The sequence below is a fragment of the Sporosarcina sp. Y352 genome (assembly GCF_056786535.1).
Genome location: NZ_JBXCJE010000007.1, coordinates 143,757 through 158,543, shown reverse-complemented (window position 1 = coordinate 158,543; position 14,787 = coordinate 143,757). Strand labels below are relative to the sequence as shown.

The 14,787-nt window shown below is 38.6% G+C and carries 11 protein-coding genes, 1 pseudogene and 1 other annotated feature; of the genes and pseudogenes, 8 read left to right on the top strand and 4 right to left on the bottom strand.

Annotation, left to right across the window (positions count from 1 at the left end; genetic code table 11):
• Nucleotides 1–30 precede the first annotated feature (30 nt).
• Nucleotides 31–1,383 (bottom strand): trypsin-like peptidase domain-containing protein, encoded by a 1,353-nt coding sequence (locus AC1TO6_RS13680; protein WP_482102162.1) that lies wholly within the window; start codon nt 1,381–1,383, stop codon nt 31–33.
• 439 nt (nt 1,384–1,822) lie between these two features.
• Here AC1TO6_RS13680 and AC1TO6_RS13675 point away from each other — a divergent pair, with 439 nt between their 5' ends.
• Nucleotides 1,823–4,360 (top strand): EAL domain-containing protein, encoded by a 2,538-nt coding sequence (locus AC1TO6_RS13675; protein WP_482102161.1) that lies wholly within the window; start codon nt 1,823–1,825, stop codon nt 4,358–4,360.
• A gap of 212 nt (nt 4,361–4,572) precedes the next feature.
• Here the strand turns inward: AC1TO6_RS13675 and AC1TO6_RS13670 are convergent, their stop codons facing one another.
• Nucleotides 4,573–4,839: a hypothetical protein gene (locus AC1TO6_RS13670; protein ID WP_482102160.1), complete on the bottom strand. Its 267-nt coding sequence runs from the start codon at nt 4,837–4,839 to the stop codon at nt 4,573–4,575.
• A 204-nt stretch (nt 4,840–5,043) separates the two neighbouring features.
• On the opposite strand from AC1TO6_RS13670, the gene AC1TO6_RS13665 reads away from it, so the two are divergent.
• The 5 genes and pseudogenes from AC1TO6_RS13665 to AC1TO6_RS13645 all read left to right on the top strand — a co-directional run bounded on the left by AC1TO6_RS13665 (nt 5,044) and on the right by AC1TO6_RS13645 (nt 9,218).
• The gene (locus tag AC1TO6_RS13665; RefSeq protein ID WP_482102159.1) at nt 5,044–5,685 is read left to right on the top strand and encodes an alpha/beta hydrolase; all 642 of its coding nucleotides are present in this window, start codon (nt 5,044–5,046) and stop codon (nt 5,683–5,685) included.
• 71 nt (nt 5,686–5,756) lie between these two features.
• Nucleotides 5,757–6,545 carry a 2-keto-4-pentenoate hydratase gene (locus tag AC1TO6_RS13660; protein WP_482102158.1) on the top strand — a complete coding sequence of 263 codons (789 nt, stop codon included), beginning with the start codon at nt 5,757–5,759 and terminating at the stop codon, nt 6,543–6,545.
• Nucleotides 6,546–6,567: 22 nt separating this feature from the next.
• Nucleotides 6,568–6,750 (top strand): annotated as a pseudogene (locus tag AC1TO6_RS13655) (4-oxalocrotonate tautomerase); the annotation flags it as partial.
• 248 nt (nt 6,751–6,998) lie between these two features.
• Nucleotides 6,999–7,319: an SGNH hydrolase domain-containing protein gene (locus AC1TO6_RS13650; RefSeq protein ID WP_482102157.1), complete on the top strand. Its 321-nt coding sequence runs from the start codon at nt 6,999–7,001 to the stop codon at nt 7,317–7,319.
• A gap of 343 nt (nt 7,320–7,662) precedes the next feature.
• Nucleotides 7,663–7,927 (top strand) — a binding site (T-box leader).
• A gap of 64 nt (nt 7,928–7,991) precedes the next feature.
• Complete coding sequence (locus AC1TO6_RS13645) at nt 7,992–9,218, top strand: MFS transporter (RefSeq protein WP_482102156.1); 1,227 nt, start codon at nt 7,992–7,994, stop codon at nt 9,216–9,218.
• A gap of 547 nt (nt 9,219–9,765) precedes the next feature.
• On the opposite strand, the gene AC1TO6_RS13640 is transcribed toward AC1TO6_RS13645, so the two are convergent.
• Nucleotides 9,766–10,083 carry a DUF3817 domain-containing protein gene (locus AC1TO6_RS13640; RefSeq protein ID WP_482102155.1) on the bottom strand — a complete coding sequence of 106 codons (318 nt, stop codon included), beginning with the start codon at nt 10,081–10,083 and terminating at the stop codon, nt 9,766–9,768.
• Between the two features lie 263 nt (nt 10,084–10,346).
• Here AC1TO6_RS13640 and AC1TO6_RS13635 point away from each other — a divergent pair, with 263 nt between their 5' ends.
• Both AC1TO6_RS13635 and AC1TO6_RS13630 read left to right on the top strand, forming a co-directional pair.
• Nucleotides 10,347–11,735, top strand: a complete 1,389-nt coding sequence (locus AC1TO6_RS13635; protein ID WP_482102199.1) for an MFS transporter — start codon at nt 10,347–10,349, stop codon at nt 11,733–11,735.
• 14 nt (nt 11,736–11,749) lie between these two features.
• Nucleotides 11,750–12,931 (top strand): amidohydrolase, encoded by a 1,182-nt coding sequence (locus tag AC1TO6_RS13630; RefSeq protein WP_482102154.1) that lies wholly within the window; start codon nt 11,750–11,752, stop codon nt 12,929–12,931.
• A gap of 282 nt (nt 12,932–13,213) precedes the next feature.
• Here AC1TO6_RS13630 and AC1TO6_RS13625 read toward each other — a convergent pair whose 3' ends face one another.
• Nucleotides 13,214–14,581, bottom strand: a complete 1,368-nt coding sequence (locus AC1TO6_RS13625; protein ID WP_482102153.1) for an amino acid permease — start codon at nt 14,579–14,581, stop codon at nt 13,214–13,216.
• Between the last annotated feature and the right edge of the window lie 206 nt (nt 14,582–14,787).

Below are 14,787 nucleotides of genomic sequence, written 5' to 3'. Positions count from 1 at the left end.
TCCTTCATTAATCTGCGTCTTAGAAACCTGTTAATTATAAATGAAAATATCCGTGATCTGGTAGGACCCGTATTCATCAACAATGATTGTATAGTCTTTTTCACGCTCGTAGTAGATGAGTTCTCCCGCTGCTGTGGTGAAGTCGAATTGTTCAAGTGTCGATACATAAGCTATTTCGTCGTGAATTTCAATACCGGTGACCGTATTGTTTGTGAAGTTAAATGTCATCCCTTGACCCGCAATCTCTGCTACATAGTCTTCCAGTTCGCGGTACGCCGCACTACCGGGCAACAGCATGTCTTGAATCCAGTAAAAATCTTCATCTTGCAAGGCCGTTGCATAATTGTCACGAAACGTGAGGATGAAACTTTCCAATTCACTTTCATCGAAATAGACAGTAGAGGTGACAGGGACTTCTTCGTCCACGACTTCCTCTTCGACGTACTCCTCGTAATTGTCTTCCGCTTCCGTCGTGGCACTAACATCGGCGTACTCATCATAGAAACCAAATACCCCGGCAACTTGATGATTCGTCATAGGGGATTTAGCCCAGGAATCCAGAAGGTCGACCATGCTATACATGGGTATCGAGAAGGCAAAATTGTTTTTATTTGTATAAAGAAGTGAGTTAATGCCAATTACTTTTCCAGATTTAGCATCTAACAGTGGACCGCCACTGCTTCCTTGGTCAATTTGTGCATCGACTTGATAGACATTGTCATAGCTGAATTCAAAATCAATTGTTCGATTAATGCCTGTCAAATAGCCGACAGAAGCGGAGTTTTCCAATCCTTGGGGGCTGCCAAGCGCAATCACTTCGGTTCCAATCGCAGATTCTTGCATTTCTACAGAGAGCGGTTCCGCGTTTACATAGTCCGCAACCTGTATCAATGCAACGTCATAAAGATCTGATATGCCGATGACTTGCCCAGGTGTGTCCTTGCCGCTCGAATCTCGGACAATCACCTCCGTGTAACCGACGACAACATGCGCATTCGTTACGACCAGTCCGCCTTTTTTATATAGGAAACCGGATCCGAGTCCCTCTTGCGTGAAAATCGTAAAGACCTTTGGCAACGATTCTTTAATAACTGCCGTTTTTTCTTTTTCAAGACTTTGTACACGTTCCACTTTCTTAACAACAGGCTGCACAACCTGTTCCACTTCTTTTGGTTTTTCCACAGCCATGCTCTGAACGATTTCGCTGGGCTTCTTGTCGTTTAACACTTGAACCAGCACATATCCGACTCCTGCCAATAAGAAAACAGTAAAGACGATGCCTATCCACAACCACTTTTTTCCGGATTTCTTCATAGAAGTACCGCAACTGCCACAAAACAGTGAAGTAGCTTCGTTTTTACCCCCACACTTCTGACAAAACATGGCCATACCTCCAGTAGTTTACTACTATCAGTATCACCCTATTTGACTTGAATTGAAAGAGTGATTTGAATTAAATGTATCCGTGCAAGAGGAAGCTTAGAATTATGGGGGCTGTCAGATGTTCGTGGAGTTATCAGTCTGCATGCAAGCATTATTTATATACTTACTAGTACTTTCGAAATCTATTTCTATGGAATTAGGTGGTTTTTGAAATAGGTATAATAGCATAAAAATCGTTGACTTAATCTGAGAATGACGGTAAATTTATGTAGAGAGTTGATTTGCCAAAATACTTTTATAATTTACATATACCAATGAATTGCTCGAATGTTAATGGAAAAACTCGAAATTTAATATTATCATTTTAGGTGTCTTTCACTATGAAATAATAAAGCCAATTTGAACAATATAAATTCACGTCTAGTAAGGAGGGGTGTACTTGTTTTCACGAATGAATAAAAAGAAAAAGTTAATGGCTTATTTGGAAGAGGAAAAAAGCTCATATCCTCAAATCTTTGAAAATTCTCCTGATATACTTCTCTTCGTTATTGATCTAAAAGGGATAATTGTGAATATCCGTGGGGGGAGTAACCAATTAGCGGGAGTTAGCGTTGAAGAAATTATTGGGGAAAAGTATAGCAATTTCATTTATAAAGAAGATGTAGAAAGGGTGGAAGGTTATTTCACCGACGTGTTAAAAGGAGAAGCTCAATATGTGAAATATAGGGTTCTAAATGAAAATGGGGAAAACATTCATATCGATGTAACGCTGACACCCATTCAATTAGAGAATGATGAAGTAATCGGTTTGTATGGATTAACACATAATATTTCCTATAAACAAGAATTAAAGCAAGATCTTCAAGAAATGCGTGAAAAACTTCAATCATTAATCCATTATTCTCATGAAGTTATCGGAATGCTCGACAAAGATGGAACAATCATCTTTGAAAGTCCGTCAATTGAGGCTGTTCTTGGCTATAAAGTGGAGGAGCTTACCGGAAAAAACTTTTTTGATTTGATGCATCCTGATGACCTTCAATCGAAAAAGAGTAAATTCAAAGAAGTTCTCAATCGACATAACACTCCTTTCACGGTAGAGCTTCAATTAAAACACAAAAATGGGGAATGGCGTGATGTTGAGGTCATCTATACGAATCTCCTCAATACACCAAGTGTGAATGGAGTTATTTGCAATATCCATGACATTACTGAATTAAAAGAGCAACAGCGAGAAATTCACTATATGGCTTACCATGATTATTTAACTGAATTACCAAATCGACGTGCTTTTGAAAATGGGTTGGATCTTGAAATACGCCTAGCGAATGTCGATAAGCGAAAGTTCGCCGTTTTGTTTCTTAATTTAGATGGATTTGGCTTTCTAAATGATTCATTAGGTCATGATATCGGTGATCTTTTATTAATTGAAATCGCAAGGCAATTAAAAAATAAGCTTACTAAAAACTTCAAAATGATAGCGAGAATAAGCGGAGACGAATTCGCGATTTTAACGACAAACCATCAAGACATATATTCAATTGAACAAATTGCGAAGAGGGTACTGCACGTTTTTGAGCAATCATTTGACATTAAGGACTACACTCTTTCCATTACGACGAGTATTGGGATTAGTATTTATCCTGAATCCGGAGATGACGCCGTTTCTCTGATGAAAAATGCGGGTCTAGCATTGTACCTAGCGGAGAAATCAGGAAATAATAAGTATCAAATTTTTTCACCATCCGCCAATGTCGGCACATATAAGACTTTTTCATTAAGAAATGAGCTCAAGAAAGCGTTAGAAGAAAATCAGTTTCTCGTCTATTACCAACCGATTGTACATGCGCGGACGAATCAAATCGCTAGTGTAGAAGCACTAATCCGCTGGAATCATCCTGATTGGGGAATCGTTCCTCCAGATGAATTCATCCCGCTGGCTGAAGAGTCTGGATTGATCACTCAAATTGGTGAATGGGTATTGCGGACGGCTTGCGAAAACGTATGCATATGGCATAAGGCCGGGCATTTCATTCAGGTATCGGTTAATTTGTCACTTGTGCAGTTTTTACAAACGGACTTGGTGGATATGATTTCTAGTGTTTTACAAGAAAATAAGTTAGATGCAAAATGGCTTAACATTGAGATTACCGAAAGTACGTTGATGGATCAAGAAGAAAAAGTGTTGGATAAAATAAAGCGTTTGCAGGCGTTGGGTATAGAGATTTCTCTTGATGATTTTGGTACAGGCTACGCGTCATTTAAAAGTTTAAGAGATATGAAACCGGACGTATTGAAAATAGATCGAGAGTTGATAAAGGACGTGTCTTCCGATAAGGACAGTGCTGAAATTGTTACTTCGATTATTCAGTTAGCCCATAGGCTCTCCATAGAAGTCGTAGCGGAAGGTGTCGAAACGATAGAACAGCAGGAATTTGTAGCTGATTTACAATGCGATTGGATTCAAGGGTATTTATTTAGTAGGCCAGTTTCAGAAGAAAATATCATCAAGTTATTAACAGGGCAATTGAATCCTGAAATTGAATCTATACCATTTAAAGAAAGAAGAAAGTATTTTAGAATTGATTTTAAGTATCCACTCGAAGCACTTATGACGATCTCTGAATTGAATGGAAAAAAGGTTCAATTGGGAAATACAAAAATAGTAGTTGAAAATATAGGGCCGGGCGGATTACGTTTTTTATCGAACATTAAACTTCCCGTAAGGTCGGATATTATATTGAAGTTTCAATTAACCATAATGAACGAAGAAATGACTTTTTATGGGACAATTGCGTATGATGCAGAACAGGAAAACCTCAACCAATACGGTATTAAATTTGTGGTTGATGAGAAGGAAAGAGAATACTTTATCAAGCATTTCAATCAATTCCAACTGCAGTTGAAAAAGGACCCGCTCCTAACCGGTCATTCTTTTATAACAGACAGTGTGGGGAAATACTTTAAGGGATTGTAGGATCTCCTAGGCGTTTGTTGGTCAAACTACTTGGGGAATGCACTGGAATGGCATGGGTATTTGTTTGAGGGAGTGTCCAACAAGGATAATGATCAGGTTTTGTCGAACTATATAAAGTAGGATTCATAGCTCTGTAAATAACAATAACGAATTTTAATAAAAAAACATCTCGAAAGATGTTTAGCAAAAATGTATGAATAGGGAGTAGATTTCTATCTCCAAGGTGAATTCATCTGTCTTTTCATTTTTTCTATTTCAGAGGTTAAATAATCAATCTGTTTTTGCATATTTTTACTATCTCCAGCATTATTTTGTTCTTGCCGTGCTTCTTCTAATGCTAGGACTGCTGCCAAAGTGGAAAGGGCATCCCCAAATGTAGTTATTACGCCTGCAATGACAGCAAGTTTAGCACTTTCACTGTCTGTTTGATTTTGACTATCTTGATTTTGATTGGAAAAGAATAAATTACTATTATTCAAACTGTTAACCTCCAATCACTTACACGTACTGTGTTTAATATATTCAAATATGTACTATTTCGTGAAAAGGTTTTAAGGTATTTAAAACATAGCACGACCATTATGTGTAATTGGAATTTGATAGTTGGTATGATTAATTTGGGGAATATCATATTACAAAATTAAAATCTGAATGCTACAGTAAATGTATCCAGGAGGGGCAAAATGGTAAACAAATTTGAGTACGAAGTGATGATGCCATCAAAGATTGAACCAGGAAAAAATCTACCTGTGTTATTTGCTCTACATGGCATTGGCTACAATGAACAACATATGCTAAGTATTTTTGAAGATGTAAAAGAGGATTTTATTTTAATTGGCATCCGAGGTCATTTGGAGCATGAAAAAGGATATGCGTATTACTACTTGAAAGGATACGGAAATCCGGATCGGGACCTTTTCGATGAAAGCATGAAAGGCTTAGAAAGCTTTATTGAATATGCATGCGCAACCTATCCGATTGACCGTGGACAAATATACTTAGGCGGCTTTAGTCAAGGCGCTATATTATCCAATTCACTTGCGTTAGTACTAGGGGATAAAATTAAAGGCATCGTCTCCATGAATGGTTATATTCCAGATTTCGTAGTGGAGGAATACCCGATAAAACACGTCAATCATCTGTTAGTTTATTTATCGGACGGTGAAACAGACACTATTTTTCCGCCGGAAGTCGGGAAAAAGAATGATGCCTATTTTAAAGAAGCAGGCGCCACTGTAGATTATAAAACCTATCCGACGGGCCATAAAATTGGAGAGGCTAATAAAAATGATCTAAGTCGCTGGCTGACTGAGACAATACGTTGAACTAGGTCGCTTACATGAAAGCTGAGCGCTCCAAACAAAAACTAGTATGTTGTAAAAAGGAGGAAATAGCTATGAATGCCAATCAAATAAAAGAAATTGCTACCTATTTAGTTGCAGGAGAAGTAGAAAAGCGTGAAATAGAAAAAGTGACAGCCCGTTTGAAGCCCGATTTAACAGTTGAAGAAGGGTATCTCGTTCAACAAGAGCTGGTTTCTATTAAGTTGGCTGAAGGTCGCAAGATTGTTGGGCCCAAAATGGGATTGACGTCTCAAGCTAAAATGCAGCAAATGAATGTTGATGAACCCATATATGGATACGTTTTCGATTATATGTTGATCGACAACGGAGGAGAGGTTTCCCTTAGTGATTTAATCCATCCGAAAGTAGAAGCGGAAATCGCTTTTGTGATTGGGGAAGACATTGTAGGACCTGGTGTGACAGGTGAACAAGTGTTGGCGAAAACCGAATCGGTTGTTCCAGCGCTGGAAATCATCGATAGCCGTTATGAAAATTTCAATTTTACACTACCTGATGTAGTGGCAGACAATGCTTCCACGTCAAGAGTTGTATTCGGTACGACTTTGAAAAGCCCAGACCAATTTGAACTCGATTTAATCGGTGCTACATTAACGATTAATGGGGAGTTAAAGGAGTCAGGAACAGGAGCGGCTGTTCTCGGTCATCCTGCAAATGCAATTGCGATGCTCGCCAATATGCTTGCCAAAAAAGGCGACAAGGTCCGAAAAGGAGACGTCATTTTATCAGGTGCACTCACTGGAGCCGTACTTCTTGAAAAAGGTGATGTTGTCAGCGGGAAATTCGATGGACTTGGTGAAGTTTCATTTACGGTAACAGAATAAATTCTAGAGAAAGAGGAGACATCGCATGCCGTTAATCCAGGTAAGTATTATAGAAGGTAGACCGAAAGAGAAGGTCGCTGAATTGATTGGAAATATTACGCAAACGGTTTCTGAAACATTGGATGCTCCGGTAGAAAATATTAGAGTTCTCGTCACAGAGATACCTAAAACACATTGGGGTAAAGCTGGAAAACCAATGTCGTAAAATGAATTGCGAATGAAGCTGTCATAATAAAGCCTGACCAGACAAGATACTTTATCTATCAACTGTTAACTGAAACGTGTTTAGAGTGGAATGCGAATCTACTAAAGCATTTACAAGAAGATCCACCTGACTTAATATTTACGACGTCTACGTTAAATAAGCGTGATACAGTTCCAGTAGATTATATAGTTCAGTGGAGTGAACTTGAAGGCATCAAGACGGTATTCGCGGTGCGGGATAATCCGTGAATGAAAAAGAATATTCCGCTTTGTTTAGGAAATGCAGGCGACCCATTAGATTGTGCAATTACGCGAGGTGGAGGGGGATCGAAAGTAGTGCCATGGGAAAATACAGAGGGGATTCCGTTCACTGTCATTTTTGCAGACTTGACTGAATACTTCTGTGATGACAAAATGTGCTATCCTGACATCGGAAATGTGGTTGTGTATCGCTTCAATAACCACCTCACTGCGACGTACGCAAAATCATTAGCGCCCGCTTTGAAGCAGCCGTTACAGGAAGCTTTGAAAAGTTTGGATGAAATGAAGGAAATAGAATTGTTGAATTAAGTATGTGTTACCTAAAGTTTAAGTGAAAAAAGTAACGCCAGCGTAAAAACTGGCGTTACTTTTTTTGAATTTATATTTAGGTACCCATCTGTCAGTTGGAACGCCGTATGCGATGAAAGTCGCACGTACGGTGTGAAGGAGGGGAAAAGGTAGCGATAACTTCAAAGCCTTACCTATTCCTATGAAGAAGAGTAAGTTGTGGTATGCATGAAGTAAATAATTACTGTAACAACAATACTATAAATGCATTTATTTCTTTGTCTGTTATAGAAATAATTAGTAATTTTCTTTTTTTTGTATTGAATTTTAGTTCGAAATAATATAAGATATATAAAAATCTGTATAAAAGGCTATGAAAAGAAGAGTAAACACACGTACTATCTACAGAGACCTCTGGTAGCTGAAAAAGAGGGATAGGAAATGTGTTGAAACAAGGCTTGGAGCTGTGCATTGGATTTGTTTGTTTTGAACAATGATGATGCAACGTATTCTCACGTTAACGAGATAGAGTATCACAGGTGATTTATTCACAAAGTAGTACTCGATTAGGCTTCTGCAGCAATGTGGAGGTGAACTGGGGTGGCACCGCGATATGACTCGCCCCCAAGATAAATATCTTGGGGGCGAGTTTTTTTATTTTGTTTTACAAAAAATAAAAAAGGAGTGGTGAACATGTCCAGATGGAAGTATCCTTTAATGCTATTAGGAGGAATAGGAATTTCAAATGTGGGTGGGTGGGTTTACCTAATCGCACTAAATTTAATTATATTGAATGAAACAGGTTCTCCGCTTGCAATTGCTTTATTATATATACTAGGTCCAATTGCAACTATATGTTCGAATGCTTGGGCAGGTAGTTTAATTGATCGGGTAAATACACGACGACTTATGATGGGATTAGACGTTTTCCGAGCACTATGTATTGCGTTAATTCCATTTTCACCTTCACTTATTTATGTTTATATACTAGCGTTTATCATTAATATGGGAAGTGCTATTTTTCAACCCACATCTATGGTTTATATGACTAAACTAATACCTGAAAAAGATCGGCAACGCTTTAATGCACTACGTAATTTTATCAACTCTTGTGGTTCACTAATAGGTCCTGCCATTGCGGGGATTTTATTTTGGTTGGGTACTCCTTATACTGCCATCCATGTGAATGCAGTGGCTTTATTTTTTTCGGCAATTATTATTATGATGCTACCTAATGTTGATTCAAGACTTGAAGAGACAGAGGGGCAAAGATTTACTTGGGATATGATAAAAAATGATTTTCGGGTAGTAATTAATTTCAGTAAGGACTATACCTATGTCACAAAGATATATTTATTATTTAGCGGTACTACTATATTCATGACTGCAATTGATTCTCTCGAGGCAGCATTTGCTAAAGGAGTACTTTCAATATCAGATACCAATTATGGGTTTTTATTAAGTGTCTTTGGAGCTGGAATTATAATGGGATCGATTATTAATTCAGTATTTTCGAAACAGCTTGCAGTGGATCTTTTAATAGGTTTTGGTACCATTTCTACCTCAATAGGTTATATAGTACTTTATAGTTCGAATGGCTTTTTTAGTGCAGCGCCTGGTGTATTTTTAATTGGATTTGCTGTAACGTTTGCAAATACAGGGTATTTGACTTTCTACCAAAATCATGTTCCTGTGAGGATGATGGGAAGGTTCGGAAGCATCTTTAGTGTTATTGAAGCAGGTTTCATTATTGCTTTAACGGTATTAATAGGTTTAGCTGCTGAATTAACTTCGATCCGTCCTGTGGGGTTAATAGGTTCATTTGCATTCTTCTTATTCGGGTTAATGGCATTGAAAGCTGTATCAGGTACAAAACGGAAGGAATATTTTAAAAAAGGTGCTGCTTCTTTAAACAGTTAATTATAAAAAGGCTTGACCGATAAAGTAATCGACAAGCCTTTTACTGCACCAGATTTATCGATTTTAAACTCCTATGAAAATTAAACGTCAAACTTCGCAAAAATGGCAACACTAAAAAAAACGCAGCTCATTTTTTTAAAATAAAGAGTGCAGCGTTCAGTTCCTGACTCAGATTATTTGTTGGATTAAAATTCAGGTACCACTGTGCAAGATATTATTTTGAAAATACACTAGCTAGAAATTAGTGAAATGCTTGAATATAAAATCTCTATTGGTTTTTTATACAATTGGTTGAACTTTTTGTTGTTTTTTGTTGTATAGATACCCTTCTGAAGGGTAAAGTATTGTTGAATTAAGTATGTGTTAGCATTTTGGAGCTTCAAGGCGGGAAAGTGGGAGGAGCGACAGGAATTTTGCGTGCAAAGGAAGAAATGGAATTTAGTGAAGAGCATTTTACAGCTCAAGTAAAAAAGTAACGCCAGAGTAAAAACTGGCGTTACTTTTTTGAATTTATAGTAGATGTTATAAAGGTCCTTGTATCAAGTACTTACATTTTAATAGACGTCCCGCTTGGGTTCTCTAACGTTTTGAGACGGCTGTCCAATATGAAATTACCAAATGGGATGAAGGCTGAAAGAACAGCGCCAATTGTAAATTTGAAAGGCCATTTTACCGCAATCATTGCATACACGATGGCAACCATATATGCGAGGAATATATAACCATGAAGCGTTCCAATAATAGTCACGGCACTCGGCATACCAAACCAATATTTAAGGGGCATCGCAATGAACACCAAGAGCAGCAGCGAGCTACCTTCGAGGAAACCCATGAAACGAAAACGGCCCAATGCATTTTTAAACATGATATCGCTCCTAAAATCTTCATTTTACCAACCCTCAGTATATAAGAAGTAAATGACTAAGTATAGAAATTGAATTGGATGGTTGATTGACGAACATAGCCACTGTCCAACAAACAAGGAATCTCCAACGAAACCATTGAAGCGTCCAACCAACATCAGCCACTGTCCAGCCAACTCCAAAAATTCTCCGACAAAGCATAGTCATGCATAGAAGTACTCTTTCTGTAAACAATGAAGTAATGAATTAAAGTGAGGGAGTGTAGATCATGACAACTGCCTATAAAGGTACAAATAAATTGATTACAGGGATTGTATTTGGGGTTTTAACATTTTGGCTTTTTGCTCAAGCGATGGTCAATGTAGTTCCCGCAGTTCAGGAAGATTTAGGCGTTTCTTCCGGGACAGTCAACATTGCTATTAGTTTAACAGCCCTTTTCTCGGGTATTTTTATCGTGGCTGCGGGTGGACTTGCCGATAAAATCGGTCGGAAGAAAATAACAAATATCGGGCTGCTGTTAAGTATCGTTGGTTCACTTTGTTTAGTGTTAGCAAATGGCTCGATATTACTCATTCTAGGTCGGGTTATTCAAGGTTTATCGGCAGCTTGTATTATGCCTTCAACCATTGCGCTCATTAAAGATTACTTTGAAGGGGCGGAACGTCAACGGGCACTTAGTTACTGGTCAATTGGTTCTTGGGGTGGTTCTGGTGCCTGTTCGTTATTTGGCGGAGCGATTGCAACATATATGGGATGGAAGTGGATTTTCATCTTTTCCATTGTCTTTGCAATTATTGCATTGTGGTTAATAAAAGACACCCCTGAAAGTAAAGCGAAACAAACGGGTAATTCTAAATTTGATGTCAGTGGCCTAATTGTTTTCGTTGTCACACTGTTGGCATTGAATATTTTCATCACACAAGGTGCTGAGATTGGTTGGACAAACTGGATTACAATTGTACTGTTAGTTGTCACAGTCATTGGTGCAATTAGCTTTATAAAAGTAGAAAAGGGTAAAGCGAATGCGCTCATCGATTTTGGGTTATTCAAAAATGCGCCATATACGGGTGCAACCGTTTCAAACTTCTTGCTCAATGCTGTTGCCGGAACGCTTGTTGTTGCGAACACGTATGTCCAAGCAGGAAGGGGTTTTACATCTTTTCAATCGGGTATGCTTTCAATAGGTTATCTCATTGCCGTACTTGCAATGATTCGTGTTGGAGAAAAAATTCTTCAAAAAATTGGTGCGAAAAAACCAATGCTTTGGGGTACAATATTGACGCTTATTGGTGTTGGGGTGATGGGCTTAACATTCTTACCAGACGTCGCTTACACAGTCGTTGTATTTATAGGATTCGCTTTGTTTGGTTTAGGATTAGGGATCTATGCAACACCATCTACAGACACCGCGGTTTCGAATGCACCTGACGATAAAATTGGTGCAGCATCGGGTATCTATAAAATGGCAAGTTCCCTTGGTTCTGCATTCGGGGTTGCGATTTCTGCGACTGTCTATGCGACGATTGCAGCGAATAGCGGGGTAGATGCAGCGGCAACTGGCGGTATTATTGCCAATGTGATTTTCGCAGTCATCGCGTTGTTATCAATTATCTTCATGGTTCCAAATAACGCAGGTAAGAGCGAAGTTAAATAAGGAGTGTTTTAGGCATGAAAGAAAAATTAATGGACATGTTGGATGAACGTAAAGAAGAAATGATTCAAATTCGCCGTTTTTTACATGAACACCCTGAATTATCATTTAAAGAGGAAAAAACAGCTCAGTATATAGCTGACTTTTATAAAGGAAAAGACGTCGAAATACAAACAAATGTCGGGAATGGGTACGGTATTATTGTGAAAATAGTAGGTGGGAAACCTGGAAAAACAATTGGATTGCGCGCAGATTTTGACGCGCTTCCAATTGTGGAAGAAACGCCCGTGCCGTTCAAGTCGAAAAATGAAGGTGTCATGCATGCATGCGGTCATGACGGTCATACAGCCTATTTGTTAGTACTTGCAGATTGTTTAATTCAACTGAAATCAGAACTATCCGGAACCATCACAATCATTCATCAGCATGCTGAAGAGGTACCACCAGGCGGTGCGAAAAGTATCATCGAATCTGGACTGCTGGATGATTTGGATGAAGTGTTTGGAATTCACTTATTACCAATTGCTCCTGTTGGGATGGTTGGTTACAATAAAGGCTTTGTTTTCAATGGAAGGGCCTATATGAAATTGAAAATACAAGGCCGAGGTGGGCATGGTTCTTCGCCTCATTTAGCAAATGATGCAATTGTCGCGGGTGCTCATTTCGTAACCGCAGTCCAAACAATCATAAGCCGCCGATTAAGTCCATTTGACGTAGGAGTAATTACAATTGGATCGTTTGATGGTGCGGGTACCTTTAATGTGATAAAAGATAGCGTAGAGCTTGAAGGTGATATCCGTTATATGACTGTTGAAACGAAAGAAACGATTGAACGAGAAGTAAAACGTCTTGTCAAAGGACTTGAAGTGGAGTTCGATGTAAGTTGTGAGCTTACGTATACACCAGATTATCCACCATTGTATAATAATCCTGAACTTACAGAAAAAGTGGCTGAAGCACTTAAAAATGCGAATATAAAAGAAATTACAGAGGTAAAAGAAGTGCCACCAATGGCGCCTTCCGAAGATTTTGCGTACTATGCTGAAAAATTCCCTGCTTGTTTCTTTTATATTGCGTGTTCACCCAAAGGCGTTGAAAAACCATATTTCAACCACCATCCAAAGTTTGACATCGACGAAGATGCACTCCTAGTTGCAGCAAAAGCCGTTGGGCAAGTTGTATGTAGTATGCAGGAATAGAATGATGGAAGTCGTTCAATAAGTGGTTATTGAACGACTTTTTGGTTTGTCCAATGAATGTTTGGAGAGTGTCCAACAAACTTCGGTTAGTGTGCAACCAACTCCAGAAAGCGTCCAACCAAAGGGGAAGTCTCCAACGAACCCATCAAAGTGTCCAATAAAGCCTGTGGAATGTCCAACCAACCTCAGTTAGTGTCCAACCAACTTCAGAAAGCGTCCAATAAAAAAAGGCACTAACACAACTCTAAATTGTGTCAGTACCTAAAAATCCCAATCAATCTATCAAACGACTTGTATTTTCCTCTGGTTTTTGTTTTTCCGGATCATATAAATCACAATTAGTAAAATAAACCAAACAGGTGTTACGAACAAAGCAATACGAGTATCTTCCGCTAGTCCTAGCACGACAAGAACGAACGCTAGGAACACAAGGATTAAGTAATTTGAAAACGGGTGAAGCGGCATTTTAAATTTATTCGCTTTCGCAAGTTCTGGTTTCGTTTTGCGATATATCAAATGGCAGATGACTGTAACGCCCCAAATATAGATAAAGCATACTGTAGAAATACTTGTAATTAGTGTAAATACACCTTCTGGCATTACATAGTTCAAAACAACGGCGATTAGAATGACAATAGTTGAAAAGAACAATGCATTGGAAGGGACTTTATTGGTAGTCAGTTTTGTAAATGGTACAGGTGCATTATTATCTTTGGCAAGTGAGTAAATCATCCGGCTTGTACTAAACACGGCGCTATTACATGCCGAAGCGGCGGATGTTAAGACAACAAAATTGACGATACCAGCAGCTGCAACAATACCTACTGCAACGAAGACCTGGACAAACGGGCTTTCCAGTGGGTTAATAGCGTTCCACGGATAAATACTCATAATAACAATAAGAGCGCCAATATAAAATATCAAAATCCGAATAGGGATATTATTAATGGCTCTCGGGATCACTTTTTCCGGGTTTTCTGTTTCACCTGCTGTTAGGCCGACTAGTTCAATGCCTACAAACGCAAATACAACCATCTGGAATGAAAGGATAAAGCCATTAATACCATTAGGGAACATACCACCATGGCTCCATAGATTAGTAAAACTAGCTGGGCCAGCATCGGTAGAAAAGCCCTTGAAGATCATGAAAACGCCAATAACAATAAGTGCTAGAATCGCGATGATTTTAATTAATGCAAACCAGAATTCCATTTCGCCAAAAAGTTTTACAGTTGCAAGGTTCATAAATAGCAAAATGACAAGCGCAATTAAACCTGGCATCCACTGCGGTACGTTCGGAAACCAAAACTGCGTATAAAGACCAACTGCGGTTAAATCGGCCATTGCAATTGAAATCCAGCAGAACCAATAGGTCCATCCGGTAACAAACGCCGCCATATTCCCCATATAGTCTTGTACAAAGTCAACAAATGAATTATAGTTCAAATTGGTTAGAAGTAGTTCTCCAAGTGCGCGCATGATTAAAAAGCAAATTATTCCTGTAATCAAATATGCAAATAAAATTGACGGCCCTGCTAAATGAATGGATTTTCCTGCCCCAAGGAATAATCCGGTACCGATTGCCCCCCCGATGGCAATTAGTTGTACGTGCCTGTTTTTTAGACCCCTCGACAATTCTTGTTCTTGCATGACATTTCCCACTCTCTGCTTTTTCTAGGATGTTTGAATTGTGAAAGTTTTAAGTATCAAACAATTGCAAAATAATATCCTAATGAAAGTTTAACATAATAATACTCAATTCGACAATAGGAAAACGCTTACAATTTTCAAAAAAAAGAATAATCAATATGTAGCGGGCAATAATTTTTTATCCGAACTATCCAACGAACCCCAGC

Coding starts and splice junctions, on each gene's coding strand:
- AC1TO6_RS13680 (WP_482102162.1), bottom strand. CDS start 1,383: ATGTTTTGTCAGAAGTGTGGGGGTAAAAACGAAGCTACTTCACTGTTT.
- AC1TO6_RS13665 (WP_482102159.1), top strand. CDS start 5,044: ATGGTAAACAAATTTGAGTACGAAGTGATGATGCCATCAAAGATTGAA.
- AC1TO6_RS13660 (WP_482102158.1), top strand. CDS start 5,757: ATGAATGCCAATCAAATAAAAGAAATTGCTACCTATTTAGTTGCAGGA.
- AC1TO6_RS13650 (WP_482102157.1), top strand. CDS start 6,999: ATGAAAAAGAATATTCCGCTTTGTTTAGGAAATGCAGGCGACCCATTA.
- AC1TO6_RS13645 (WP_482102156.1), top strand. CDS start 7,992: ATGTCCAGATGGAAGTATCCTTTAATGCTATTAGGAGGAATAGGAATT.
- AC1TO6_RS13640 (WP_482102155.1), bottom strand. CDS start 10,083: ATGTTTAAAAATGCATTGGGCCGTTTTCGTTTCATGGGTTTCCTCGAA.
- AC1TO6_RS13630 (WP_482102154.1), top strand. CDS start 11,750: ATGAAAGAAAAATTAATGGACATGTTGGATGAACGTAAAGAAGAAATG.
- AC1TO6_RS13625 (WP_482102153.1), bottom strand. CDS start 14,581: ATGCAAGAACAAGAATTGTCGAGGGGTCTAAAAAACAGGCACGTACAA.